Below are 24,565 nucleotides of genomic sequence, written 5' to 3' on the forward strand. Positions count from 1 at the left end.
CGCCGCAGCCGCAGGCACAGGCGCCGCGTGGCTCATCGGCGCGGAACGGTGAAGCGATACCCGGACTCGAGCAGCTGAGGGAGATACCTGCGCAGTGCCGCGACGCTCTGCGAGCGGTCGCCGCCCGCGTCGTGCGAGAGAACGACGACACCGGGCGCCGCACCCTCCAGCACCCGGCCGACGATGGGCTGCACGCCGGGCTCGGTCCAGTCGAGCGTGTCGAGTGTCCAGGCCAGCGGCTCCATGCCGAGCTCCGCGCCGATCTCGAAGGAAAGCCTGTTCCACGCTCCGTACGGGGCCCGGTACCAGAGCGGCGGAGCGCCCAGCGCCTGCTCGATGACCTCGCTCGTACGGCCCAGCTCGTCGCGGATCCCGGACGGCGGGAGCTTGGTGATCAGCGGGTGCGACCACGAGTGATTGCCGACCACATGCCCGTCGTCGGCCATCTGCCGGAGCAGATCGCGGTTGTCGGTGGCCATCTCGCCGCACACGAAGAAGACGGCGGGCACCTTGTACTCGCGCAGGGTGCTCAGGATGCCTGGCGTATAGCGGCGGTCGGGCCCGTCGTCGAAGGTGAGGACCATCGTGCGGCCGACCCCCGACAGACGGTCGAAGGGCCGTCGGCGCACCGGCGGCAGGGCTCGGCGGTATCGCTGCGGTGTGGCCGCCGTCATGGGCTGCAGCCTGTAGGCGGAGGCCTTGACCGGAGGACCCGCGGCGGCCCGGGGACCTCCGGCCGCGCCGGCGACGCCCCCCTCGCCGGGGAGGGCCGCCTTGCCGGGGTGTGCCGCCTTGCCGGGGACGGCCGCCTTGCCGGGGGTCGCTTCCCGGTCGGTGAAGAGCAGCCCCGCGGTGGCGGCCGCGCCGAAGCAGGCGGCGATACGGAGCACCGACCGGCGACCTGGCATCTGATCCTTTTTCATGACTAACTGCTCGCACGGCCGTTGTCCCGGACACCTCTTCAACACCGTTTTCGCACGCGAAAGTACCCGATAGGAGCAGTGGGAGCGGTGCAGGCGCGGGGCCTCAGGTGCGGCGGACCAGCGGGAAGGGCAGCGTCTCGCGGATGGTGAGACCAGTGAGGAACATGACGAGCCGGTCGACCCCGATGCCGAGACCGCCGGTAGGGGGCATCGCGTACTCCAGCGCGTCGAGGAAGTCCTCGTCGAGCTCCATGGCCTCCGGGTCGCCGCCCGCGGCGAGCAGGGACTGGGCGGTGAGTCTGCGCCGCTGCTCCACCGGGTCGGTCAACTCCGAGTAGGCGGTGCCAAGTTCGGTTCCGAACGCGACCAGGTCCCAGCGTTCGGCGAGGCGCGGGTCGCGACGGTGCTGGCGGGTGAGCGGTGAGACGTCGGTCGGGAAGTCCTTGTAGAAGGTGGGCATCTTGGTCCGCTCCTCGACCAGGCGCTCGTACATCTCCAGGACCACGTCGCCACGGGTGTCCTCGGGGATGTGCGGTACACCTGCCCGGTCGCAGAGCCTGCGGAGCTCGGCCTCGTCGGTGTCGGCGTCGATCTCCTCGCCGAGCGCCTCCGAGACCGCGCCGTACACCGTCCTGACCGGCCACGGGCCGGAGATGTCGTGCTCGACGAGCCTGCCGTCCGGGCCTGCCTTGTGCGCGATCGGGGAACCGAAGGCCGCGGTGGCCGCGCCCTGGATCAGCTCACGGGTCAGATCGAGCATCACGTCGTAGTCGGCGAATGCCTGATAGGCCTCCAGCATCGTGAACTCGGGGTTGTGCTTGTAGGAGACGCCCTCGTTGCGGAAGGTGCGGCCCATCTCGAAGACCTTCTCCATACCGCCCACGCACAGTCGCTTCAGATACAGCTCGGGCGCGATACGCAGATAGAGGTCGAGGTCGTAGGCGTTGATATGGGTCGTGAAGGGGCGGGCGTTGGCGCCCCCGTGGATCTGTTGCAGCATCGGCGTCTCGACCTCGAGATAGCCGCGCTCCAGCAGGCCCCCTCGCAGCGCCTGGACGGCGGTGGAGCGGTGGCGTACGACATCGCGGGCGCCGGGGCTCGCCACCAGATCGAGATAGCGGCGGCGCACCCGGGCCTCGGGATCGGCGAGGCCGCGCCGCTTGTCGGGCAAGGGGCGCAGACACTTGCCGGTCAGCTGCCACTCAGTGACGAAGACCGACAGTTCGCCCTTGTCGCTGGTGCCGATCTCGCCGGTGGCGGTGATGTGGTCGCCGAAGTCGACGTCGCGGGTGAAGCCCTTCAGTACGTCCGGGCCGCAGTCGTCGCGGGTGAGGGCGAGCTGGAGATCGCCGGACCAGTCGCGCAGCACGGCGAAGACGACGCCGCCGAGGTCTCGTACGACCATCACGCGACCCGCGACCGTGGCCTTCCGACCGGTGCGGGTGCCGGGTGCGGGTGCCGGGTTCGCCGCGCGGATCTCGGCGAGCGTATGGGTGCGCCGGGCGATGCCCACGGGGTACGGGTCGGTGCCGTCCGCGCGCAGGCGGTCCAGTTTGCGGTGGCGGATGCGTACCTGCTCGGGCAGCCGCTGCTCGCCCGCCGCGACGCCGGTGCCGGGACCGGCCAGGCCGAGCGCGTCGATGGCCGGCAGCCCTGCGGTGGTGACGGGGCTGGTGACGCCGTTCACCCGCCCCCTGCCCCAGAGCTTGCGCAGGCTCGGTACGGAGACGAAACCCTCGGCGATGCCGGACGCGAGTCCCACGCGGGCGAGCGAGCCGGCGTCCGCGAAGCAGAGGAAGCGCGGATACCACTCGGGCTGGTACTTCACGTTGGACCGGTAGAGGGCCTCCAGCTGCCACCACTTGGAGAAGAAGAGGAGCAGCCTGCGCCACATCCGCAGCACGGGGCCGGCGCCGATGCGGGCGCCCTCCTCGAAGGCGGACCGGAAGACGGCGAAGTTGAGGGAGATGCGCCGTACGCCGAGCCTGGGTGCGTGGGCGCAGAGTTCGGCGACCATGAACTCCATGACGCCGTTGGGGGCGGTGCGGTCACGGCGCATCAGGTCGAGTGAGACGCCGTCCCTGCCCCAGGGCACGAAGGAGAGCAGGGCGATCAGATCCCCGTCCCCGTCGAAGGCCTCCACGAGCAGGCAGTCCCCGTCGGCGGGGTCGCCGAGGCGGTCGAGGGCCATGGAGAAGCCCCGTTCGGTCTCGGTGTCGCGCCAGGCGTCGGCCTTGCCGACGATGCGCCGCATCTCGTCCTCGGACAGCGCGGAGTGCCGGCGGATCTGAACACCTGCGCCGGTCCGCTTGACCCGGTTCACGGCCTGGCGGGTGACCCGCATGTCGCGGCCGTCCAGGTCGAAGCGGCCCACCTGCAGGATCGCCTCGTCGCCGAGCTGGATCGCCCCGAGCCCGGACCGCGCGAAGGCTCTGGCGCCGTCCTCGGACGCGCCCATCACCGCCGGGGCCCAGGCGTAACGCTTGGCGACGTCCAGCCAGGCCCTGATGGCGGGGGTCCAGGCCGCCCGGTCACCCACCGGATCCCCGCTGGCCAGAGCGACGCCGGCCTCGACCCGGTAGGTGACGGCGGCCGTCCCGCTCGGTGAGAAGACGACGGCCTTGTCGCGGCGGGTGGCGAAGTAGCCGAGCGAATCCTGGGAGCCGTACGCACCGAGCAGGGCGCGGATGCGGGGCTCCTCGTCGCCGTGCAGGGCCGCCTCCATGCGCTGCGAGCGAAAGAGCGTGGCTGCCGCGCAGAGCAGGGCGATCGCGCCGAAGAGACCGAGCAGGAAGAAGAGGAAGCGGGACGGGCGGCCGTCGAACTCGTCGCTGGAGATCAGTCCGCCGAGCACCCGGTTGGCGGCCCACAGCAGACGCTGATTGTGCGGCAGTCCGCCGGGGAACAACTCCACGAGACCCCACCCGACCAGGATCCCGGCGGCGAGCCCGAGCACCAGGACAAGGAGCGCGCGGCGCAGCGCCCCGCGCCGGGTCCGGGCGTAGAACTCCCCGCGCGCCGCGACGAGCACCGCCGCCGCGGCCAGGCACAGCACCAGATTGGGGATCCAGATCCAGTCGTAGTCGAAGACCAGCACCAGTACGTCCGTGAGCAGCAGCAGGGCCAGATAGCTGATGACCAGCCACCACGCGGCCTTCTTGCGAGCGCCGATGGCCGCGGCGAGCAGCAGCAGAAAGACGGCGTAGGCGAGGTTCGCACTCACCGGAACGGTGACGCGGTCCAGGAAGAGAGCGACGGGCCGCAGCAGGGGCCGCAGGGGCGGGATGAGCGCGAGGATGATGCAGAACACTCCGAGTGCGGCGAAGAACATCGCGAAAGCGCCGGGCACTCTGCTCAGCAAGTGGCCACGGACGGGAGTGGCCTCCTCCAAGGTGACACTCATGGTCTGCACTCTAGGGAGACCACCGGCGGGCCGCCTGTCGAGAGCGGATAGCCTCGACGATGTGACAGAGCAGCGGCCCCAGCAGTTCGAACGCGGCACCGACGGCCCCAAAGTGATCGTCGTCGGCCTGGACGGTTCCGACTCCTCCCTGCGGGCGGCGGCGTACGCCGGTGGGCTGGCCCGTCGGCAGAACGCCCTGCTCGCCATCGTCTACGTCCAGCCGGTGATGGCTGCGGGCGCGGCCATGGGTGCCCCGGTCGCGGACACGACCGGGGAGATCGCCGAGAGTCTGGTGGCCGAGATCCGTTCCGCCGCCGAACGGGTCAGGGGGATCTGGGACGTCCGCTGGGAGTTCCACACCTTCCGGGGTGATCCGTACGGCGGGCTGGTCACCGCGGCCGACGAGCTGAAGGCGGACGCCGTGGTGGTCGGGGCCTCGGAGTCTGCGGGACACCGGATCATCGGTTCGGTGGCGGTCCGGCTGGTGAAGGCGGGGCGCTGGCCGGTGACGGTCGTTCCGTAGCAGGGCCGGCGCGCTTCATGGACGCAGCAGCCTGTTCCGGTCGCCTCCGGCTGCCCGTTCACCGCACCATTCGTCGCTCCGTGCGACCGCTCGCCGAAGACAGCGGTGTGCCGTCTGTCCCTTCGCGCCCGGATGCGTTCATATACGCCACGTGCAGTGACCTCAGCGCGAAAGGGTGTTGGCAATGGCGACCGCGACCGCATCCGCCTCCACGACGACCGACGAGCAAGCCATGGCGGAGCTGCAGCGTGAACACGGCCCCGCGCTGCTCAGCTTTCTGCTCGGTCTGACATACGGGGACCAGCAACGCGCCGAGGACCTGCTGCAGGAGACGCTCGTACGGGCCTGGCAGCACCCCGAGGCCTTCGAGGGCCCCTACGAGTCGATGCGGCCGTGGCTCTTCACGGTCGGGCGGCGGCTCGCGATCGACGCCCGCCGCTCGCGGCTGGCGCGCCCGACGGAGATCGGCGACGGGGTGCTGGCGACGACCCCGGACCCGGCGGACATCACCGAGACGGCCGTCGCGGCGCTCGACGTGCGGGCCGCGGTCGAGTCGCTGAGCCCCGAGCACCGCGCGGTGCTGGTGCAGATCTACTTCTACGGGCTGAGCGTGAACGAGGCGGCTCAGGCGCTCGGCATACCGGCGGGGACGGTCAAGTCGCGTTCGTACTACGCGCTGCGTGCGCTCGCCCGCTGCCTGCCGGGTTACGCACGGCCCCGGGCTTCGGCAACGGCCTGAGCCGTTCCGACCGCCGTCCGAGGCGCATCGGCGACCGCCCTGAACCGTGTCGGCCGCCGCTCCGAGGCGCATCGGCGACCGCCCCGAACCGTTCCGACCGCCGTCCGAGGCTCATCGGTGACCACCCCGAACCGATCCGGCCGTCGGCCGCAGTCCGCCGTACCGCTTGTCGCGTCCGTTCGACCGCTCGTCGCCGCCCTCGTCGTCCCATACGGCCGCTCAGCGCCGAACAGCCCCGTATCCGCCAGCTGGCGGATAACTCCGCGGGCCCGCCCCGCCACCCTCTGGGAGTCGGTACAGCCTGGCCGACTCGGCGAACGGGCCGTCAGAAGGAGAGTTACGGTGACCACCACTCTGAACCAGCGGACCGGCGCCAACGCGACCGCGCCCCGTACCGGCGAGAGCGCCCTCGCCGAGCTGCAGCGTGAGCACGGCAGAGCCCTGTTCGGCTTTCTCCTCGGACTCAGCTACGGGGACCGCCAGCGGGCCGAGGATCTGGTGCAGGAGACCCTGGTGCGCGCATGGCGACATCCAGAGGCGTTGGAGACCGACCATGAGTCGATGCGCCCATGGCTGTTCACCGTGGGCCGCCGACTCGCGATCGACGCGCGCCGGGCCCGGCAGGCCCGCCCCACCGAGGTGGCCGCGGACAGCGTGGCCCAGACCCCCCTCGCCGACGACCACTCGGAGACGTCCTCCACCACGCTCGATGTGCGCGATGCCGTCAGGACGCTGAGCCGTGAGCACCGCGAGGTGCTGGTGCAGATCTACTTCCGGGGGCTGTCGGTGGCCGAGGCCTCCGAGGCGCTCGGCATCCCCCCGGGCACGGTCAAATCCCGCACGTATTACGCGCTGCGCGCCCTCCGCAAGGTGCTGCCCGGCTACGGCGCGAAGGCCTTCTGACCCGGCTCACTGCCCCGCGGTCTGCAGCGCGGCCTCCCTCGCCACCTCGGTACGCGAGCGCAGCTGCAACTTGCCGAGGATGTGGGACACATGGGTCTGGACGGTCCGTCGGGACAGGAACAGATCCGTCGCGATCTCCGGGTTCGAGCGCCCCTGCGCGACCAGCAGCGCGACCTTCAGCTCGGCGGGCGTGAGCGACTCCCAGCCGCTGGTTGCCCTGCGGCGTGTGGTGCGGCTGCCTCTGCGTACCCCCAGCGTGCGCAGCCGGGCCTCGGCCCTCGCGATGTCCCACCGGGCGCCGAGACCCTCGTACGCATCGACTGCCCGGTCAAGACTGACGCGCGACGCCGCGAGGTCGCCGTGCCAGGCCCGTGCCACCGCCAGGTCCTCCAGCGTCGTCCCCAGCAGGAGCGGCCACGAGCCGCCCTCGTAGTACGAAACGGCCTGCGCGATGACCGCCGGATCCTGGGCGAACAGTCCACGGCAGCGGATCGCCGCGATCCTTGGACCGGGGTACTCGGGCGCCTCGGCCGCCTCCGCCTCGCAGGCCGCCACCGCGGCCTCGGCGCTCGCGGCATCCCCCGACTCCAGAGCGAGCCGGACCACTTCGGGCAGCAGCCGGTGCCGCTCATGGACCATGTCGGCCGCGTACTCGGGTGACAGCACGGGCAGCAGCACCCGCAGTGCGTCCCCCGGACGGCCGTCACGCTCCGCAAGGAGCGACCGGGCCAGCAGAAGGTGGGAGGCCTCGCGCCGCACGACCGTGCCGAGGGCGAGGGCGTCCGGCTCCACCCGCTCCAGATGCGCGACCGCCGCTGCACGCTGGTCGCGGTGACCGAGGATCAGGGCGTGCATCCCGTGGACGATCACCGGCACCCAGGGGTCCGAAACCTTCAGCTCCGCGGCCCGCTCCAGATGTCCGGCCGCCCGGTCCCAGCACCCGCGCCGGAAATGCAGACCGGCGCGGCGCGCCTCGATCCCGACGAGCCGGCCCGTGGAGCCCGTGCGCCGGGCCAGCGTCCCCGCCTCGTCAAGGGCCTCCTCCGCCTGCTCCACGTCGTCGAGCCGGTCGTACCCCTCCGCGGCGTTCACGAGCATCAGCAGCCGGATGTCGGCGGCGTCCGGGACCTGTCTGGCCCTGGCGATGCCTCGCGCCGCGTGGCCGAGGCTGTCCCGCTCCCGGCCGAGCCGGTAGTACACATAGGCCATCGCATGCCGTGCCTCGGCCTCGGCGAGCGGGTCACCGAGCCGTTCGGCCGCCGCGACGGCCTCCTCCCCCTCGGCGCGTGCCTCGTCCAGCCGGTCCAGATCCGCATGGCAGAGCACCCGGCACGCCACGAGCCGGATGCGCCAGTGGGCACAGAGCCCCGGCTCGGCCAGTGCCTCCTCGGTGGCCTTCAGCGCCTGAGCCGTTTCTCCCTGCACCATCAGCGCCGAGGTGAGCGTGAACCCGAGCACCGCACGACGCACGGGGTCCTCCACCCGGTCGCGCAGGGTGCGTACGAGTCCGGCCGACTCCGGGCGGCGCAGCAACGTCGCCGCCTCGGCCAGCCGGTCCTCGAGTACCGGACGGTCGGCGTCGCTGGGCCAGCCCTGCTCGATGGCCCGCTCTATCAGCTCCGCGGCGAGCTGGGGCGACTGGGCGTTGAGGGTCCCGGCGTTCTCCACGAGCCAGCGCACCGCCCACCCCGTCATCGGCCCCGACATCCCACCCAACTGCGCGGCGACGACGGGCGGGGCCGCTCCGGCGTCGGCGAGTGCCCGCGCGGTGTCCAGATGCAGCGCCGAGCGCACCGAGCCGGGGATGCCGGCGTACAGCGCTTCACGGACCAGCTCATGGCGGAACCGCAGCCGGTCCCCCGTGTCGCTCAGCAGTCCTGCGGCGATCGATTCCCCGAGGTCTGCCAGCAGCTCGCGGTTCGTCCGTCCAAGGGCTACGGCCAACTGCCCGGCGTCGAACTCCACCCCGAACAGGGCCGCCTGACGCAGCGTCTCGTACGAGGACGGGGTCAGGAAGCCGATCGTGTCCGCCAGGGAGCGCAAAGCGCCGGCTCCCCCGTCGTGCGCGCCGATTTCGGCGCGCCCGTCGGTGATGTCGAGGGCTCCTTCGGCGAGCAGACCCGTCACCAACTCCTCGACATAGCGCGGGTTTCCGCCCGCAAGCCCGACCCGTCCGCGCAGCCGGGGCCCCGGGGCCGCGCCGACAAGGCTCTCCACCAGCCGGTCGGCCTCCTCCGGCGTGAGCGGGCCGAGGCGAAGGGGCAGGGTGCCGCGCTCCACCAACCCGGCCCGCAGTCGGTCGAGTTCACGCCGTATGGGCACTGGCCGGCACGAGGCCACCAGGAGCAGCGGCAGCCGCGGTGCGGCCGTGGTGAGGCGCTGCCAGGTCAGCAGACTCGCGTCGTCGGCCCATTGCAGATCGTCGAGTACGAGAACGAGCGGCCCCTCGGCGCAGCGCTCCTCGACGACGGACAGCAGCCGGTCCATGGCGGCCAGCAGGGACGCCTCGGCCGTCGGTGTGTCGGCGTCCTCGCCGTTCAGCAGCCCGACGATCTCGGCGCGCCCGGGGTCCGCGGCGGCGTCGTCCCCGTACAGGCAGTCGAGAACCGTCCGGAGCGGGTAGCCCTGCCACAGTTCGTCGCCGCTGCCGTGCCGTACGCGACAGCCGAGCCCGACCGCCGCCGACAGCGCTTCCGTCAGCAGCCGGGTCCTGCCGGCACCCGGCTCGCCCTCGACCAGCGCCGAGCCGCCGCGCCCTGCCGTTGCCTCGTCGAGCAGTCCGCGCAATGCGCCGACATGTTCTTCCCGACCGACCAGCACGGCGGCCACCACCCCGTCCCCGCCGACACGCCACGGGGGCGGAGTCTGACCGCCCAGCCGTCGTGAACGCGCACTGTTCCGCATTATCGCGCCCAGGATCGCTCGTCCACAGGCGGCCGCGGGCCAGTCACCCGCGCCCCGGATGTCCCTGCGGTGTCCTTGTCCCCCTCGGGCCACGGCCAAGGGGCGACAGTATGCGAAACCTCACGCTCAAGTTGAGTAAAGAGGGGCCGCGAGCCGTGTCTCTCGGTGGAGGCTCGTGCTCGAGTCGTCGTCCACGTCGGCACACGAAGTCGTCCGGGAGGAAGGTGGGAAACGTGCAGCCCGAAAGTTCGAACGGCACCAGCGGTGGCAGGCTGGCAGTCCCCATGGCGTGGCTCTGCGCCGAGTACATCGCCGACGAGATGCTCCGCACGGGCGCACTCGTGGAGCAGGGTTCGCTCGAGTACCGCGCAGGCCGGCAGACCCTGGCGCTCACCATCTATCTGTGCGACGGCGCGGACGAACTCGCGGGCATCCGCGCGGTCTCCCGGATCGACGAGTGGCTCTCCTTCACCTCCTACGGCCATCCCTGGCCGGAGTGGGCCGAGGAGCGGCTCGCCGCCCGGCAGGAGCGGGAGCGCGACCTGGGCGAAGGGGCCGATCCGGACCTGGCCCTGGCGCTCGACGCCTGGAGATGGCTGCGGCAGACCGAACTGCTCGCCGCCGACCTGGGCGAGAGCGAGCCCTGGCATCCGGCGGGCCCGATGGACGTGCCCGTCGACGAGTGCGCGCAGATATGGACGCCGGCCTGGCAACTCGGTCTCCCGCTGAGCCATCTGGCCATCCATCTCTTCTGAGGGACGGCCCCCACAAGCCCTAGGCGGCATCGAACTGTCTGGCCCCGCGGCTGAGCAGCCGGACGGCGCGCGTCGCCCGGCGGTGCACCTCGGCCACCGGAATGCCGAGCGCGGCCGCCGCCTCGCCGGGGGTGCTGCGGAGCAGGTGAAGCTCACGGACCACCGCGCGGTCGCCCGGATCGAGCGCGCCGAGCAGACTGCGCAGATCGTCACGGTTGGCTGCCACTGGCGGCTGCAGGGTGCTCATTCTTCGTAACTCCCCGTCGTGGATGCGACCCTCGTTGGTGCGAATCGCCCACTGATACGAACTGAGGGGCGAGACGACTCAAAGGCCCCGAAAAATCTCAGTCCGCGGACCGGTGGCCGGCCGAGGAGTGCACGCCCGACCGGTATTTGGGGACACGGATCGTGATCTTCATGCCGGCGCCGACGCCCGTCTCGATGACGAGCCCGTGATCGTTTCCGTACACCTGGCGCAGCCGTTCGTCGACATTGGACAGGCCGATGCCGGCAGAGCCGGTGCGCTCCCCGGCGAGGATCCCCCGCAGCACGGCCGGGTCCATGCCCACACCGTCGTCCTCGATGGTCACCATCGCCTCGGCTCCGGCGTCCCGCGCCGCTATCGTGACGCGGCACTCCTTCCTGGAGTCCTCAAGACCGTGTTTGACGGCATTCTCGACGAGCGGCTGCAGACAAAGGAAGGGCAGCGTCACCGGCAGCACCTCCGGAGCGACCTGCAAGGTCACCTTCAGCCGGTCGCCGAAGCGGGCCCCGGCGAGCGCCAGGTACTGCTCGATGGAGCGCAGTTCGTCGGCGAGGTTGGTGAAGTCGCCGTGCCTGCGGAAGGAGTAGCGGGTGAAGTCGGCGAATTCCAGCAGCAGTTCGCGAGCCCGCTCGGGGTCGGTGCGGACGAAGGACGCGATCGCGGCGAGCGAGTTGAAGATGAAGTGCGGCGATATCTGGGCGCGCAGGGCACGGATCTCGGCCTCGATCAGCCGGGTGCGGGAGCGGTCGAGCTCGGCCAGTTCCAGTTGTACGGAGACCCAGCGGGCCACCTCGGTCGCGGCACGCACCAGAACGGCCGACTCGCGCGAACCGTAGGCGACGAGCGCGCCGAGCACCCCCTCCTCGCCGGTGAGCGGGGCGATCACGGCCCAGCGCAGCGGGCACTCCAGGTCCTCGCACTCGGTGTGCACGCTCTTGCTGCGTCCGGAGTCCAGCACGTCGGCGACGCGCACCATCACACGCTGTTCGTGGTGGTCGGCGCCGCGCCCGTCCCAGGCGAGCACCGCATCGCGGTCGGTGAGGCAGAGCGCCTCGGTGCCGAGCAGGGAGCGCAGCCGCCGGGCGGCCTTGCGTGCGGTGTCCTCGGTGAGGCCGGCTCGCAGCGGGGGCGCGGCGAGGGATGCGGTGTGCAGGGTGTGGAAGGTGGCCCGTTCGACGGGTGTGCCCAGGTCGAGGTCGCCTCTGGCTGCGCGCCGTGCCGTCAGCCTGCCGAGCGCGACACCGGCAACGAGCAAGAGGGCGCCGGCGGCGGCCAGTGCCGCCATTCCCGTCCCGGTCATCGTTCCGCTCCTTCGGCCTGGGGCCGGCCGACGAGGTCTTCCGGCAGATGCAGTCGCGCGAGGATCGCGGCGGCGCCGGCGGGTATGTGGCGCGGGGTGGCCAGCGAGACCAGCACCATGGTCAGAAAGCCGAGGGGCACCGACCATACGGCGGGCCAGGCCATCAGGGTGTGCACCCAGCCCTGGGGCGGGAGCCCCGCGCGGGTGGCCAGCACGGCGGTGAGGGCGGACCCGCCGCCGATGACGAGCCCGGCGGCGGCGCCGGGCGGGGTGAGCCGTCGCCACCAGATGCCGAGGACGAGCAGCGGGCAGAACGAGGACGCGGAGACGGCGAACGCCAGGCCCACCGCGTCCGCGACCGGCACATTGGTGGCCACGACGCTCAGGGCGAGCGGCGCCGCCATGGCGAGGAGGGTCGCGAGGCGGAAGTACCGTACGCCGCGCGAGGGCAGCACATCCTGCGTGATGACGCCGGCGACGGACATGGTCAGTCCGGACGCGGTGGACAGGAACGCTGCGAAGGCGCCGCCAGCCAGCAGCGCCCCGAGCAGATCCCCCGCTATTCCGCCGACGATCCGCTCGGGCAGCACCAGCACGGCCGCATCCGCGGCGCCGGTGAGGGCGAGTTCGGGTGCGTAGATCCGCCCGAGCGCGCCATAGACGGGCGGCAGCAGATAGAAGGCGCCGATCAGGCCCAGGACGACGAGGGTGGTGCGCCGGGCGGCGCGCCCGTTGGGGCTGGTGTAGAAGCGGACGGCGACATGCGGAAGACCCATCGTGCCGAGGAAGGTGGCGAGGATCAGTCCGTACGTCGCATACAGGTGGTAGCCGTCCCGGCCGCCGGACAGCGGCTGGGACCAGCTGGCCGGATCGGCCTGGGACGAGGCCCGCTCCGGCACATGGGCGCCCGGCGGGAGGCCGAGGGTCGTGCCCGACCCGATGCGGTGGGTACCCTTGTCGAGGGTGGTCGTGCGGTTCTCGTACGCGGTTTGGTCGATGTTGCCGGTGACCGTCAGCGTCAACGGCTCGTCGAGGTCGACCCGGACGGTGTCGTCGATGCGTACGTCGGTGTGTTCACGCAGCACGGTCGGCGCGTCGAAGCGGGCGCGGGGTGTGCCGTCGCCGACCCAGGCCGCGACGAGGAAGAGCGCGGGCACCAGCAGCGCGGTGAGCTTGAGCCAGTACTGGAAGGCCTGCACAAAAGTGATGCTCCGCATCCCGCCCGCCGCGACGGCTCCCGTGACGACAAAGGCCACGACAAGGCCGCCCACCCAGTCGGGCGCGCCGGTGAGGATCTCCAGGGTCAGGCCCGCACCCTGCAGTTGGGGCAGCAGATAGAGCCAGCCGATACCGACGACGAAGAGGCTTGCGAGCCTGCGCACGGCTGCGGACTCCAGCCGGGCCTCGGCGAAGTCGGACAGGGTGTACGCCCCCGAGCGGCGCAGCGGAGCGGCGACGAGCACCAGCAGAACGAGATAGCCGGCCGTGTAGCCGACCGGGTACCAGAGCATGTCCGGGCCCTGGAGCAGCACCAGCCCGGCTATGCCGAGGAAGGAGGCTGCGGAGAGGTACTCGCCGCTGATGGCGGCGGCGTTGAGGCCGGGTTTGACGGTGCGCGATGCGACGTAGAAGTCGGAGGTGGTACGGGATATGCGCAGACCGAGCGCGCCGATGAGCACGGTGGCGAGCACCACGACGGTGACGGCGGTCACCGCGTAGGTCTGGTTCACTGGGCCTTCCCCGAGAGCACGGGTCAGCGTCCTTCGACGAGCCTGGTGAAGTCCTGTTCATTGCGCTCGGCCCGGCGTACGTACCAGCGGGCGGTCAGCCACATCACCGGGTATACGGCTACGCCGAGGGCCGCCCAGACGAACGGCTCCGGCGAGGAGAGAGAGCTGTTGAAGGCGGCAGGGAGCGCGAAGAGCAGCGGCAGCGAACCGACGAGCAGGGCGAGCGCCCCCAGTGCGTACAGCGCGGCCCGCAGCTGGCTGCGCATCAGGGAACGCACATAGGTGGCGCCGAGTGTCGTCTGCTCGCTGATCTCGGAGCGGGCGGGCGCGTGCCCCGGCGCACGCCTCGCGCCGCGCGGCACACCGGTGACCACCTCACGGCGGGGGTGTTGCTCTGCAGACATCGTCGTCCGCTCCAGCGTCTGTCGGCGAACACTCGGGAGATGTGGAGTCTACGCAGGAGCGATTACCTACGGTAGATACCGATCAGTACCCCGTGCGCTTCAGCAACCCGGGGCGTCCCAGTACCCAGTGCGCTGAGCGCAGTCGCTCAGCGCGATCTCCAGCTCGACATACGACTCCTCGGCCCTGCGGAAGGCGACTTCGAGGGCGGCCTCGGCGCGCGGGCCGACGAGTCCCTGTGCAGATTCCTGGATCTCGTACAGCACATCCGCCCAGCGCCCGGCGGCGCTCTTCACCGTGGCGAGCAGGGCCTCGAGGTCACGAGCGCTGGACACCCGGGTCGCCGGCAGGCTCCGCAGCTCCGCCAGCAGTGCTTCGATGTCGGACATCAGGCCCCTTCTCCCGCACCAAGACTAGGTCGCGGTCAAGGGCGGCCGGCGCCGAATCCGGATCCGGTTCGGTCAGCGGACGACGCCCGTCGCCCGGCGGCTGCGGTGGGGCGACGAGCGGCCGCGTACGGCCGTCGAACGGTCGAGCGAGGTCCAGCGCGGCGGCTCAGCCCCTGGCGGTCGGGGTACCTCCCGTGCCCTTGGGGCTGCGCGGGAACATCAGCAGTTCGCGCAGCTGGCGCGCATGGCGCCGGCTGACCGCGAGCTCTGCGGCGCCGACCCTGACGGTGGTCGTCCCGGCGTCCAGGCGCAGTTCGTCGATGCGGGCGATGGCGACGAGATGGCTGCGGTGGATGCGAACGAAGCCACGCGATGCCCAGCGCTCCTCCAAGGTGGACAGCGGGATGCGCACCAGATGGCTGCCGTCGTCGGTGTGCAGCCGGGCGTAGTCGCCCTGGGCCTCGACATAGGCGATGTCGTCGATTTGTACGAACCGGGTGACTCCGCCCAGTTCGACCGGTATCTGCTCGGCGCTGCCGATCGTCTCCGGCGGGGCCTGGTGTGCCACGGGGGGCGCGGCGGTGTACGGGACGGGCCCGGCGGGGCCGGCCGGTTCGGGCTGCCGTGCCTCGCGCGCCGTGACGACCAGGTCGCGCACCCGGCGTACGGCTTCGGCCAGCCGTTCCCTGCGCACCGGCTTGAGCACATAGTCGACGGCCTTGAGGTCGAAGGCCTGGACGGCGAAGCCCTCGTGGGCGGTGACGAACACGATCAGCGGCGGCCGGGCGAATCCCGCGAGCAGTCTGGCGACGTCGAGACCAGTGAGCCCGGCCATGTGGATATCGAGGAAGACCACGTCTATGGCGTCTTCGCCGTCCGGGCCCGCGTCGAGCGCCCGGGTGATGCGGCGCAGCGCCTCGGTGGCGTCCGTGGCTCCTTCGGCGCTCCTGATGCGGGAGTCGGAGCGCAGAAGGTAGAGGAGCTCTTCGAGGGCTGGTTTCTCGTCGTCGACAGCCAGTACGCGCAGCATGCTGCGGAGTTTAGGCCCTGTCCGGCCGACCTTGCCGGGCTCGCGTGCCCTGGCACGGCACTCCCCCGTAGCCCTTCGGGCACGGGAGGTACCCCCACGCTGCGTTGTCGTCAGTCGCCGAGGCCGTCGAGCAGATCGTCCTCGGAGAACAGCGCCAGCAGCGCGGGTGCATCGGCCATGTCGAGGTAGGCGGTCCGGCAGGGGTCGCAGAGCTGCAGATGGATGGAGACCCGGGCGTCCTCGGCCGGGCCGAGGGCACCGAGGACGTACGCGCCGAGCAGTAGTTCCACATGGGCGCTGTCGGGGTGCGGCACGGTCATGCTGGTACCCGTCTCTCCACCTGTCATGCACACATTCTGCCTGTCACCGTGCCGCACGGTCCGAGCCGCCCCGGCGGTTGCGTTCGCCGCGTATTGAGTTGAGCACAGCGCGCACCTGGTCCGTACTCCTGGGCAACAGACCACAACACACGCAACGCAGCACCGTACGGGGCGAAGAGACGAATCGAGGACGCCATGAGCATGCAGCAGCGGCATCAGGACGTGGCCGCCTATGCACTGGGCGTCCTGGAGCCCGCGGACACCTTCCGGTTCGAGGAGCATCTCGCCGAGTGCGTGATGTGTACGGTACGCCTCTCCGACTTCACCTCCGTCGCCGCCGCCGTGGCCGAACTCGCGGGACCCGAGCGGGTCGAGGCCCGGCCGGGACCGCGGCTGCTCGACCGGCTGACCGACGAGGTCGCGGTGTTCCGGCAGCGGAGCCGCAGGCGCCGGCTGCGGCTGGTCGCGGCGGCCGCAGCGCTGATCGTCGCCCTGCCCGCGGCGGCAGTGGCGCTGCGGAGCGGCGGCGCGGTTGCCCCCAAAGGCCAGCGGGTCGTGGCGACGGACGCCAGGACAGGTATCACCGTGGCCGCGGCGGTGCAGAAGAGGGTCTGGGGCACGGCGGTCGCGATGCGCCTCACGCATCTACCCGGACCGCGCACCTGTCGGCTGGTCGCCGTGGGGAAGGACGGCATCGAACACCCGGTGCTCACCTGGTCGGTGCCGGATGGCGGCTACGGGATGCCGGGGTCGGGCGGTCATGAGGAGCCGCTGGACATCGAGGGGGGAACGGACGTGCCGACCGGCGAGATCGGCCGCTGGGAGGTCCGCACGCAGGACGGACAGCCACTGGTCTCCCTCAAGGGGTAGCACCTCGGGGGTACCTCAGGACGGCGCTACTTCAACAGCCGCGAGAGCCTGCGGTCGGCGAGCGGTTTGCCGCCCGTCTGGCAGGTGGGGCAGTACTGCAGCGAGGAGTCGCTGAAGGAGACCTCGCGGATGGTGTCACCGCAGACCGGGCACGGCTGACCCGTGCGGCCGTGGACGCGCAGGCCGCTCTTCTTCTCGGCCTTGAGCCGCCCGGCGGCGACTCCGCGCGAGCGCTCGACGGCCTCGCTCAGTGTGGCGCGCAGGGCCTCGTACAGGGCGGTGGTCTCGTCCTCGTCGAGATTCTGGACGGGCTTGAACGGCGACATCTTCGCGGCATGCAGAATCTCGTCGCTGTACGCGTTGCCTATTCCGGCGATCAGGCTCTGGTCCCGCAGCGCGCCCTTGATCTGCCGCCGTTCCCCCGCGAGCAGCGCGGCGAAGGCGTCGCGGTCGAAGGAGTCGGCGAGCGGATCCGGGCCGAGACGGGCGATGCCTGGCACCTCGGCCGGGTCGTGTACGAGATGAACGGCCAGCCGCTTGGTGGTGCCCGCCTCGGTGAGGTCGAAGCCGCTGCCCGACGCGAGGACGGTACGAAGCGCGAGCGGTCCCTTGCCGGGGCGCGGCGGCGCGGCCGGGAATTCGTCCTTCCACTGGAGCCAGCCCGCCCGCGCGAGATGGGCGACCAGATGGAGGCCGCCCGCGCTGATGTCGAGCCACTTACCGTGCCGGTCCACGGCGGTGACCTCGGCGCCCTCGACGGCGGTGAGCGGTGGGTCGTACGTCTTCAGGACGCTGATCGCCAGCGGCAGGACACGGACGATCTCCTGTCCCACCAGATGGCCGTCGAGGAACTCTCTCAGCGCTTCGACTTCGGGCAGCTCCGGCATGCATCCAGGGTGCCGCAGGCTCCCGGCTCCCGCAGTTTCGGGGTCCGCAGACGCGGCTTCAGAGCCCGTAGACGCGGCTCGCGGTGGTCTCGAAGACGGCGCGGCGTTCCTCGTCGCTCAGCCGGTGGGTGAGCGCGCGGGCGGCCGCGAGGACCTCGGCGTAGCTCGCGGCGAGCCGGCACACGGGCCAGTCGGAGCCGAACATCAGCCGGCCCGGGCCGAAGGAGTCGAGCACCATATCGGCGTACGGGCTCAGATCGGGTGTGGTCCAGGTCGACCAGGCCGCCTCGGTGACCATCCCGGAGAGTTTGCATACGGTGTTCGGCCGGGCCGCGAGTGCGCGGACGTCGCTCGCCCAGGGCTCCAGCTCCCCGGACGCGATGGGCGGCTTGCCGAGATGGTCGAGTACGAAGGTGAGCTCGGGCAGCCGGACCGCCGCCTCGGCCGCCGCGGGCAGCTGGTGCGGCTGGACCACGAGGTCGTAGACGAGTCCGGCGGCGGCAACGGCCGCAAGGCCGCGCCGTACGTCGGGGCGCAGCAGCCAGGCGGGGTCGGGCTCCCCCTGGACCTGGTGGCGGATGCCGACGAGCCGGTCCCCGCCCGGGAGTTCACGCAGCGACGCGAGGGTGTCGGCCACATCGGGCGCGGTGAGGTCGGTCCAGCCGACGACGCCCGCGACGAGGTCGCTGCCGTTGGCGAGAGCGAGGAATTCGGGTGTCTCGTCGGCGACGGTGACCGTCTGGACGAGGACGGTGGCGCCCACGCCCGCCGCGCGGGTCTCGGCGGCGACGTCGTCGAGCGAGAAGGTGCGGGCGATGGGGGCCATCTCGGGGCCGGTGATCCACTCCTGGTCCCGTACGGAGAGGTCCCACACATGGTGGTGGGCATCGATGATCGCCATCGGCTCACAGCTCCCAGACGAGTGGCAGTCCGGCCTCGGCGCCGTCGGCAGAGTAGTCGTGTACGACGTCGAGCAGTTCGGCCATGCGGGCCTGCCAGGCGATATTGACGGGGAGCCCTTCCAGCGCGGCGAGCAGCCGGGCGTAGTCAGTGCAGTCGAGGAGGTGGAAGAGGTCGGTGCCGCTTCGCCAGATGGTCCAGGAGGTGGCTCCCGCGGCGCGGATCGCGGCGGTCAGCTCCTCGGGGACCTCGCGGTGCGCCGCCTCGTACTCGGCGATGCGGTCGGCGCGGACCTTGGTGTGCAGGGCGACTCTCATCGGGGGTCCCCGTCCTTCGGCAGCAGTCCTTCGGCACGCAGTTCGTCCCAGAGCGCCGGCGGGACGTCGAGGGCGAGCATGTCCGCCGCGTCCAGCACTTCGTCGGCGGAGCGGGTGCCGACCAGGACACCCGCGACGGCCGGATGCGCGAGGGGATAGTGCAGGGCCGCGGCCCGCAGCGGTACGCCGTGCCGTTCGGCGATCGACTTGAGGCGCTGTGCGCGCTGCAGGATGTCGCCGGGCGCGGCCGTGTAGTCGTAGGTGGCGCCGGGGCGCGGGTCGGCGAGCAGTCCGGAGTTGAAGACCCCGCCGACGACGACGCTCTTACCGCGGGCGGCGGCCTCGGGCAGCAGCTCGGCGAGGGCGCTCTGGTCGAGCAGGGTGTAGCGGCCGGCACACAGGACGGCGTCGACGTCGGTGTCGCGAAGGAAACGCGTGAGCATCGGGGCCTGGTTCATACCGGCGCCTATCGCACCGACGACGCCTTCCGCGCGCATGCGTTCCAGGGCCGGATAGCCGTGGCGGAAGGCGGCTTCCTCGTGCTCGTCCGGATCGTGCAGATAGACGATGTCGATCCGGTCGAGGCCGAGCCGGACCAGACTCTCCTCGATGCTGCGGCGTACGCCGTCCGCGCTGAAGTCCCATACGCGACGGTGGTCGGCTGGCACGGCGAAGCCGTCTGCTAGGTCGTCTCGGTCGGCCGGGCAGGGTTCGAGCAGCCTTCCGACCTTGGTTGAGAGGGTGTACGCATCGCGGGGCCGGGTGCGCAGCGCCTCGCCCAGTCGGCGTTCGGACAGGCCGAGGCCGTAGTGGGGTGCGGTGTCGAAGGTGCGGATGCCGGCGGCCCAGGCGGCGTCGACCGCGGCGGCGGCCGCGGCGGGCTCGACAGCAGTGTACAGATTGCCGATTCCCGCCGCCCCGAAGGACAGCTCGGTGATCTCGACCGCGCTGCGTCCGAGCGTGCTCCATCGCATCCGCTGGTGCCCCTTCGCCGTGGCGTTCGCCGATCACGACGAATATTCATCGGATCACTTGGGGCGTCAACACCCTTAACCTGACCTGCTCGCCCTGCTGCGGGAGGCGGCCCATCCCACATCACACGGCCGCTTCGCGCTGCGGGCCGTCGCCTGTACATCCCGGCCAGATCGTGCGCCGGGTCAAAACTGTCCGATCTATTGGCTCAGGACCAGGAGTTCTTCGAGCTCCTCCCCCACACTCCGCGCGAGCTTGTCGAGGTCGGGCACGGCCTTGCCGTCGGCGACCAGGCCCACATGCACCTGCCCGCCGTATGTCGACATAGCGATCGCCAGCGACTGCCCGCGGGCCAGCGGCGCCATCGGGTAGATCTCGCGGAGCGGGCAGCCGCCCAGCGACAGCGCCGAGCGCGGCAACGGCACGCTCGTCACCAGGATGTCGAAGAGCACCCGGGCCGCGCCGCCCGCCAGCGGCGCGCCGAACCGGTGCGCCAGCGGTGGCAGTTGATCGGCGAGTACGGCGAGCGCCCCGGCCCCGCGCGACGGTCCTGCCGCCTTGTTGCGGTCCATCGCGGTGCGTACGGCGTCGAGCCGGGAGCGCGGGTCGGGGTCGCGGACGGGCAGTTCGAGCAGATACGCGGAGAACTTGTTGCCCGATCCGGACGAGCTGCCGGGCCTGCGCCGGGAGACGGGCACCAGGGCGCGCGGGTCGGCCGCGGGCAGCTGCTCCCCGCGCCCCTCCAGCCACCTGCGCAGCCCGCCCGCGACGGTGCCTAGCAGCACGTCGTTGGCGGTGCCGCCCACCGCCTTGCGTACGCGGTGCACGTCCTCCAGGTCGAGCACGGCCGTGGCGAGCCGCCTGGTGCCGCTCGACCCGGCCGAGAGCGCGGGCACTCCGCGCGGGTCGAGTCGGCTGGCGCGTACGACCGAGGCCCCGACGTCGAGGGCCCGGCCCAGCTCCTCGATGCGCCCCCGGGCGAAGCCGGCCATCTGCCCCGGCCCGGGGAGCCAGGAGCGCTGCGGCACGGGCCTTGCCCTGCGGGCCCCGATCCTGCGGGCATCGGCGATCTGGTCGAAGATTCCGGCCCCGATCGCGACCGCGCGCATTCCGTCCGCCAGCGCGTGGTGAAGCTTGACCAGCACCGCGAGCGGGCCGCCCGGCTCCCCGGTCAGCAGATACATCTCCCAGGGTGGCAGGCCCCGTTCGAGCGGCCGCTCCATCAGCTCACCCGCGATGGCGACCGCCTCGGCGGTGAAGGAGCCGTCCGGGAGGCGGACATGGTGGACATGGCGTCGTACGTCGAAGTCCTTGGCCACGGACCAGGCGGCTCCGCCGACCGGCAGCCAGACGTCCCTCACCCGCATCCGCAGCCTGCGGATCGCGGCGGCGCGCGTGGCGAGCAGTTCGAGGACGGAATCGCCGCTCTTGGCCCCGGGAGCCGGGGCGAAGAGGGCGAGGGCGCCGAGGTGCATCGGGTGACCGGCGGACTCGAGGTGCCAGAACGCCAGATCGAGTGGTGCGAGGAGCTCGCTGCTCAAAGGGTCCTCTTGTCCTAGAAGGTTGAACTAGAAGGCCAGGGATGCATAGTCAATCGCCTTCGGTCGGTTACGTTCAAGTACGATCACTTCACGCACAGTTAACAACAGGTAATAATCAGTTGGTCGACCTCTCCGGGACGATGAATTCGCACCACACGGCCTTGCCGCCGCCTCTCGAATCCACACCCCAGGACTCCGCCAGCCGGTCCACCAGCATCAGTCCGCGGCCCGAGACCCCCGAGTCACCCGCTTCACGCCTGCGCGGCAGCGCACTGGAGCGGTCCTCCACATCCACCCGGAGCCGCCGCTCGGAGCCCGCAAGGACCCGGATGGTCACGATCGCGCCCCCGTCGGTGTGCATCAGCGCATTGGTGACCAGCTCGTCGGCCACCAGCTCGATCTCGTCCGAGCGCTCACGCGCGCCCCAGGCCCGTACCGCGGCCTTGACCATGTGCCGGGCCGAGCGCAGCGCCTCCGGGTCGTTCTGGGCAACGTGCTGCTGCAGCCGTCCGCCGGACTGCGGCGTGTACGCCCCCTTGCGACGCAGCAGCAGCAGCGCCACATCGTCGTCCCCGGCCCGCTCGTCCACCACCTCGCACAGCCGGTCGGCGAGCAACTGCAGATCGCGCGGGCCGCTGCGCACCAGCGCGGCCAGCAGCTGCATCCCGTCGTCGAGGTCGGCGCCGGGCTGCTCGACCAGTCCGTCGGTGTACAGCAGGAGAGTCTGGCCGGGGTCCAACTCCACAGTGCTGACGGGGTATTCCAGCTGGTCGAACTCCGCAGAGAGCCCCAGTGGCAGCCCGCCCTCGACAGGCACCCGGCGGCAGCTGCCGTCGGTGTCCCGGATCAGCGGGTCGATATGCCCGGCCCGCACCACCTGGACCACCCCGGTCGTCAGGTCCGCCTCCGCATAGGTGCAGGTCGCGAACCGCTCGGTGTCCAGCTCATGAAGGAAGACGGAGGCGCGCGCCATCACGGTGGCCGGGGTGTGCCCCTCGGCCGCGTAGGCACGCAGCACGATCCGCAGCTGCCCCATCACCGCGGCGGCGTCCGTGTCATGCCCCTGTACGTCGCCGATGACCGCGCCGACCCGGCCGCCGGGCAGCGCGATGATGTCGTACCAGTCGCCGCCGATGTCCCGGCCGATCCGCGCGGAGCGATAGCGCACCGCGATCTGCGCCCCGGGCACATCGGGGATCCGGCGCGGCAGCATCGCCTGCTGCAGCCCCTCGGCAAGGTCGTGCTCCTGCTCGTAGAGCACGGCGCGCTGGAGGCTCTGCGCGATGCTGCTGCCGAGCGCGACCAGCAGATTGCGCTCGTCGGAGCTGAAGCCGGTCCTGTCGCCGTACAGCAGGCCGAGGGCTCCGATGGGGCGGCCCTGGGCGATCAGCGGCAGATAGGCGGCCGAGGTGATGTGGAGGTCTTCGATGTGCGGCCACAGCCGCGGATACGACTCGGCGAAGTCACGCTCCGACTCGATGAAGCGGGGGGTCAGCGTGCGCACCACCTCGCTCATCGGGTACTCCTCGTCGACCCGGGTGTAGCGGGTGCCGGGCACGAAGGAGCCCTCGGGCCCTTCGGCCACCAGATGGATCCGGCCCGCCTCCAGGAGTCCCATGACCAGGCTGGTCGCGCCGAAGTGCTCCAGGCCGTGGGAGTCCTTCAGCACGTCGATGACGTCCTGGACGGTCCTGGCGTGGGCGAGAGCCGCGGTGGTGCTCTCGACGACGCTGGTCTGCCCGCGACGCACGGCGTCGGCCTCGATGCGGGCGGTGGAGTCGGACAGTTCCTCGGTGGCGTCGCGGACGACGCCGATGATGCGCACGGGGCGGCCGGTGTCGTCGCGGCGGACGCAGCCCTGGGTGTGGGTCCAGCGCAGGCTTCCGTCGCGGGTGCGGATGCGGAAATACGCGCCGTAGTGGTCGCTGCCGTTCTTCAGGGCACGCGAGACCAGGGCGTCCAGCCGGGCGGCCTCGTCCGGCGGCAGCCTGAAGGCCAGGCTCTCCGGGTGGCCGTCGTATTCGCCGGGGCGCACATCGAACACGTCGAGACCGGGCTGGTCCAGGTGCATCAGCCCGCTGACCAGGTCCCAGTCGAAGCTGCCCATGCGGTTGAGGGTCAGCCTCATATCCGGGTCGGCCGGCCAGTCGTCGGGAAGCGACAGGGCACCCGCTGCCCGATCAACCATGGGGCCACTCTGCCATCATTTGTCGGATTCTTCGACCGGTCCGGGGGCCTGCTCAGCCCTGGAACGTGACCGGCTCGGCCGGCTCCTCGGTGGGCACGAACAGGTCCGGCTGGGACGGTGCGATTCCACTGTCGGAGGGCATATCGGGGCTGACCGGCGGGGCCAGCTCCTCGCTCGGGACGTCCGGGGCAATGGGCGGGCTGACCGGCTCACTCGGGGCATACGGAGCGACAGGCGGGCTGATCGGCTCACTCGGGGCGTACGGAGCGACAGGCGGACCGACCGGCTCACTCTGCCCGGTCGAGTCGCCCGGCTGTGTCGAGTCGCCCGGCCCGGTCAGCTCGGACGGCGGCGGATAGGTGTAGATGTCGTCCGGATTCACGGGCGGCAGCACATCGGGCCGCTTGTCCTTTTCGCCGTCGGTCCCGCTTTTCCGCTCGATCCAGGTGTTGTTGACGATGTCGACGATCACGAGGCTGTCGACCATCTGGACGGTGGGCTTGATGACGACGACCCGGTCGGGCTGGTAGCCGACCCACGACCGGCCCGTCTGCAGCACCGCACCCTTGACCGCGACCGGCGGCTTCAGCGGGTTTCCGCCGGCACACCGCACACGCGGCGCGCCGTACTGGTCCACGAGCACCGAGGTCCCCGCCTGCAGCACGGACTGGTGGCTGGTGGCCGTGCCACGGCTGTAACCATGGCTGGTGGCGCGTGTGTCGGCGCGCAGGACGACGGGCGTGAGCCCGCGCAGGAAGTCCGGGATCTCCGCCTGGGAGATGCCCGCCGACCGGGCGAACGCGCGGGCCTTGGCCTGGTCCGCAGCGAGGAATCGCACCTGCTGCTCCACGTCGCAGCTGGCCACCGACTGCGTGCCGCCGTAGAGGCCGGGCGTCGCGCCCGATACGGTGCGCAGCATCTGCCCCCTGGCGGGGGGACCCGGCGAGCTCGACGGCGCGGGCGGTTCGGGCGAGGGCGCGGCGGTGGACGTGACCGTCGACGGGGTGTACGGGTCCGGCCCCGGGCCCGCCACGGGCTGGAGGAAGACCTCCTCCGAGTCCGCTGTCGCGCTGCTGTCGCCGTCGCATCCGGAGACCAGCAGCGAGAAGGACAGCGTGACGGACAGCGCGGCGACCGCGGCGTACCGACGACGAACGTGACGGCCAAGGAACCGGCGACGAATGGGTGTACGCACGAAGATCTCCCGCCTCTGCACCCAGATGTATCCCTCAAGTTCTGCCGGATTCCCCCAACGCCCGCGACTTGAACGCGTTCAAGTAACCCTCTAGTCTCGACCACGAGGA

The 24,565-nt window shown here is 71.3% G+C and carries 22 protein-coding genes; 5 read left to right on the forward strand and 17 right to left on the reverse strand.

Annotation, left to right across the window (positions count from 1 at the left end; translation table 11 throughout):
• Window positions 1-32 precede the first annotated feature (32 nt).
• Together OG729_RS04580 and lysX are read right to left on the reverse strand one after the other, a co-directional pair.
• Window positions 33-923, reverse strand: coding sequence for a polysaccharide deacetylase family protein (locus OG729_RS04580; RefSeq protein WP_405804451.1), 891 nt, complete (start codon window positions 921-923; stop codon window positions 33-35).
• Between the two features lie 103 nt (window positions 924-1,026).
• A complete protein-coding gene (gene lysX, locus OG729_RS04585; protein ID WP_405804453.1) occupies window positions 1,027-4,326 on the reverse strand; it encodes a bifunctional lysylphosphatidylglycerol synthetase/lysine--tRNA ligase LysX in 3,300 nt (1,099 codons plus the stop codon).
• A 61-nt stretch (window positions 4,327-4,387) separates the two neighbouring features.
• On the opposite strand from lysX, the gene OG729_RS04590 reads away from it, so the two are divergent.
• The 3 genes from OG729_RS04590 to OG729_RS04600 all read left to right on the forward strand — a co-directional run bounded on the left by OG729_RS04590 (window position 4,388) and on the right by OG729_RS04600 (window position 6,491).
• Window positions 4,388-4,849, forward strand: coding sequence for a universal stress protein (locus OG729_RS04590; RefSeq protein ID WP_360865639.1), 462 nt, complete (start codon window positions 4,388-4,390; stop codon window positions 4,847-4,849).
• Between the two features lie 184 nt (window positions 4,850-5,033).
• Window positions 5,034-5,588, forward strand: a complete 555-nt coding sequence (locus OG729_RS04595) for a sigma-70 family RNA polymerase sigma factor (RefSeq protein ID WP_405804455.1) — start codon at window positions 5,034-5,036, stop codon at window positions 5,586-5,588.
• A gap of 342 nt (window positions 5,589-5,930) precedes the next feature.
• Window positions 5,931-6,491: a sigma-70 family RNA polymerase sigma factor gene (locus OG729_RS04600; protein WP_405804457.1), complete on the forward strand. Its 561-nt coding sequence runs from the start codon at window positions 5,931-5,933 to the stop codon at window positions 6,489-6,491.
• A gap of 6 nt (window positions 6,492-6,497) precedes the next feature.
• Here the strand turns inward: OG729_RS04600 and OG729_RS04605 are convergent, their stop codons facing one another.
• The gene (locus tag OG729_RS04605) at window positions 6,498-9,320 is read right to left on the reverse strand and encodes an ATP-binding protein (protein ID WP_405804458.1); all 2,823 of its coding nucleotides are present in this window, start codon (window positions 9,318-9,320) and stop codon (window positions 6,498-6,500) included.
• Between the two features lie 308 nt (window positions 9,321-9,628).
• On the opposite strand from OG729_RS04605, the gene OG729_RS04610 reads away from it, so the two are divergent.
• On the forward strand, window positions 9,629-10,150 hold the full coding sequence (locus OG729_RS04610; RefSeq protein ID WP_360865648.1) for a hypothetical protein: 522 nt from the start codon (window positions 9,629-9,631) through the stop codon (window positions 10,148-10,150).
• 19 nt (window positions 10,151-10,169) lie between these two features.
• On the opposite strand, the gene OG729_RS04615 is transcribed toward OG729_RS04610, so the two are convergent.
• From OG729_RS04615 to OG729_RS04645, 7 genes are all read right to left on the reverse strand, one after another.
• Window positions 10,170-10,397 (reverse strand): sigma factor-like helix-turn-helix DNA-binding protein, encoded by a 228-nt coding sequence (locus OG729_RS04615; protein ID WP_360865650.1) that lies wholly within the window; start codon window positions 10,395-10,397, stop codon window positions 10,170-10,172.
• Between the two features lie 97 nt (window positions 10,398-10,494).
• Window positions 10,495-11,715: a sensor histidine kinase gene (locus OG729_RS04620; RefSeq protein WP_405804460.1), complete on the reverse strand. Its 1,221-nt coding sequence runs from the start codon at window positions 11,713-11,715 to the stop codon at window positions 10,495-10,497.
• Window positions 11,712-13,445, reverse strand: a complete 1,734-nt coding sequence (locus tag OG729_RS04625) for a cation acetate symporter (RefSeq protein WP_405804462.1) — start codon at window positions 13,443-13,445, stop codon at window positions 11,712-11,714. The genes OG729_RS04620 and OG729_RS04625 overlap by 4 nt, the downstream gene beginning before the upstream one ends.
• 23 nt (window positions 13,446-13,468) lie before the next feature.
• Entirely contained in the window at window positions 13,469-13,849 is a 381-nt protein-coding gene (locus OG729_RS04630) for a hypothetical protein (protein ID WP_404727142.1), read from the reverse strand.
• Between the two features lie 99 nt (window positions 13,850-13,948).
• Window positions 13,949-14,236: a hypothetical protein gene (locus OG729_RS04635; RefSeq protein WP_405804463.1), complete on the reverse strand. Its 288-nt coding sequence runs from the start codon at window positions 14,234-14,236 to the stop codon at window positions 13,949-13,951.
• Between the two features lie 166 nt (window positions 14,237-14,402).
• Complete coding sequence (locus tag OG729_RS04640; protein WP_360865663.1) at window positions 14,403-15,266, reverse strand: LytTR family DNA-binding domain-containing protein; 864 nt, start codon at window positions 15,264-15,266, stop codon at window positions 14,403-14,405.
• Between the two features lie 110 nt (window positions 15,267-15,376).
• Window positions 15,377-15,613, reverse strand: coding sequence for a zf-HC2 domain-containing protein (locus OG729_RS04645; RefSeq protein WP_405804465.1), 237 nt, complete (start codon window positions 15,611-15,613; stop codon window positions 15,377-15,379).
• A gap of 168 nt (window positions 15,614-15,781) precedes the next feature.
• Between OG729_RS04645 and OG729_RS04650 the strand changes: the two genes are divergently transcribed.
• Window positions 15,782-16,456: an anti-sigma factor family protein gene (locus tag OG729_RS04650; protein ID WP_405804467.1), complete on the forward strand. Its 675-nt coding sequence runs from the start codon at window positions 15,782-15,784 to the stop codon at window positions 16,454-16,456.
• A gap of 26 nt (window positions 16,457-16,482) precedes the next feature.
• On the opposite strand, the gene OG729_RS04655 is transcribed toward OG729_RS04650, so the two are convergent.
• The 7 genes from OG729_RS04655 to OG729_RS04685 all read right to left on the reverse strand — a co-directional run bounded on the left by OG729_RS04655 (window position 16,483) and on the right by OG729_RS04685 (window position 24,456).
• On the reverse strand, window positions 16,483-17,343 hold the full coding sequence (locus OG729_RS04655; RefSeq protein WP_360865671.1) for a DNA-formamidopyrimidine glycosylase family protein: 861 nt from the start codon (window positions 17,341-17,343) through the stop codon (window positions 16,483-16,485).
• Between the two features lie 58 nt (window positions 17,344-17,401).
• Window positions 17,402-18,244 (reverse strand): amidohydrolase family protein, encoded by an 843-nt coding sequence (locus tag OG729_RS04660; RefSeq protein WP_405804468.1) that lies wholly within the window; start codon window positions 18,242-18,244, stop codon window positions 17,402-17,404.
• 4 nt (window positions 18,245-18,248) lie between these two features.
• Entirely contained in the window at window positions 18,249-18,560 is a 312-nt protein-coding gene (locus tag OG729_RS04665) for an L-rhamnose mutarotase (protein WP_360865676.1), read from the reverse strand.
• The gene (locus OG729_RS04670) at window positions 18,557-19,534 is read right to left on the reverse strand and encodes an aldo/keto reductase (RefSeq protein ID WP_405804470.1); all 978 of its coding nucleotides are present in this window, start codon (window positions 19,532-19,534) and stop codon (window positions 18,557-18,559) included. The genes OG729_RS04665 and OG729_RS04670 overlap by 4 nt, the downstream gene beginning before the upstream one ends.
• A gap of 198 nt (window positions 19,535-19,732) precedes the next feature.
• A complete protein-coding gene (locus OG729_RS04675) occupies window positions 19,733-21,073 on the reverse strand; it encodes a wax ester/triacylglycerol synthase family O-acyltransferase (RefSeq protein ID WP_405804472.1) in 1,341 nt (446 codons plus the stop codon).
• Between the two features lie 115 nt (window positions 21,074-21,188).
• Window positions 21,189-23,261, reverse strand: a complete 2,073-nt coding sequence (locus OG729_RS04680) for a SpoIIE family protein phosphatase (RefSeq protein WP_360865685.1) — start codon at window positions 23,259-23,261, stop codon at window positions 21,189-21,191.
• Window positions 23,262-23,313: 52 nt separating this feature from the next.
• The gene (locus tag OG729_RS04685; protein WP_405804474.1) at window positions 23,314-24,456 is read right to left on the reverse strand and encodes a DUF6777 domain-containing protein; all 1,143 of its coding nucleotides are present in this window, start codon (window positions 24,454-24,456) and stop codon (window positions 23,314-23,316) included.
• Between the last annotated feature and the right edge of the window lie 109 nt (window positions 24,457-24,565).

This window comes from Streptomyces sp. NBC_00210, assembly GCF_045160975.1.
GTDB lineage: Bacteria > Actinomycetota > Actinomycetes > Streptomycetales > Streptomycetaceae > Streptomyces.

Bases quoted from the DNA above. Each gene is read 5' to 3' on its own strand.
- OG729_RS04630 (WP_404727142.1), bottom strand. From the start codon at position 13,849: ATGTCTGCAGAGCAACACCCCCGCCGTGAGGTGGTCACCGGTGTGCCG.
- OG729_RS04645 (WP_405804465.1), bottom strand. From the start codon at position 15,613: ATGACAGGTGGAGAGACGGGTACCAGCATGACCGTGCCGCACCCCGAC.
- OG729_RS04620 (WP_405804460.1), bottom strand. From the start codon at position 11,715: ATGACCGGGACGGGAATGGCGGCACTGGCCGCCGCCGGCGCCCTCTTG.
- OG729_RS04655 (WP_360865671.1), bottom strand. From the start codon at position 17,343: ATGCCGGAGCTGCCCGAAGTCGAAGCGCTGAGAGAGTTCCTCGACGGC.
- OG729_RS04635 (WP_405804463.1), bottom strand. From the start codon at position 14,236: ATGTCCGACATCGAAGCACTGCTGGCGGAGCTGCGGAGCCTGCCGGCG.
- OG729_RS04615 (WP_360865650.1), bottom strand. From the start codon at position 10,397: ATGAGCACCCTGCAGCCGCCAGTGGCAGCCAACCGTGACGATCTGCGC.
- OG729_RS04595 (WP_405804455.1), top strand. From the start codon at position 5,034: ATGGCGACCGCGACCGCATCCGCCTCCACGACGACCGACGAGCAAGCC.
- OG729_RS04660 (WP_405804468.1), bottom strand. From the start codon at position 18,244: ATGGCGATCATCGATGCCCACCACCATGTGTGGGACCTCTCCGTACGG.
- OG729_RS04650 (WP_405804467.1), top strand. From the start codon at position 15,782: ATGAGCATGCAGCAGCGGCATCAGGACGTGGCCGCCTATGCACTGGGC.
- OG729_RS04670 (WP_405804470.1), bottom strand. From the start codon at position 19,534: ATGCGATGGAGCACGCTCGGACGCAGCGCGGTCGAGATCACCGAGCTG.
- OG729_RS04580 (WP_405804451.1), bottom strand. From the start codon at position 923: ATGAAAAAGGATCAGATGCCAGGTCGCCGGTCGGTGCTCCGTATCGCC.
- OG729_RS04680 (WP_360865685.1), bottom strand. From the start codon at position 23,261: ATGGTTGATCGGGCAGCGGGTGCCCTGTCGCTTCCCGACGACTGGCCG.
- lysX (WP_405804453.1), bottom strand. From the start codon at position 4,326: ATGAGTGTCACCTTGGAGGAGGCCACTCCCGTCCGTGGCCACTTGCTG.
- OG729_RS04665 (WP_360865676.1), bottom strand. From the start codon at position 18,560: ATGAGAGTCGCCCTGCACACCAAGGTCCGCGCCGACCGCATCGCCGAG.
- OG729_RS04640 (WP_360865663.1), bottom strand. From the start codon at position 15,266: ATGCTGCGCGTACTGGCTGTCGACGACGAGAAACCAGCCCTCGAAGAG.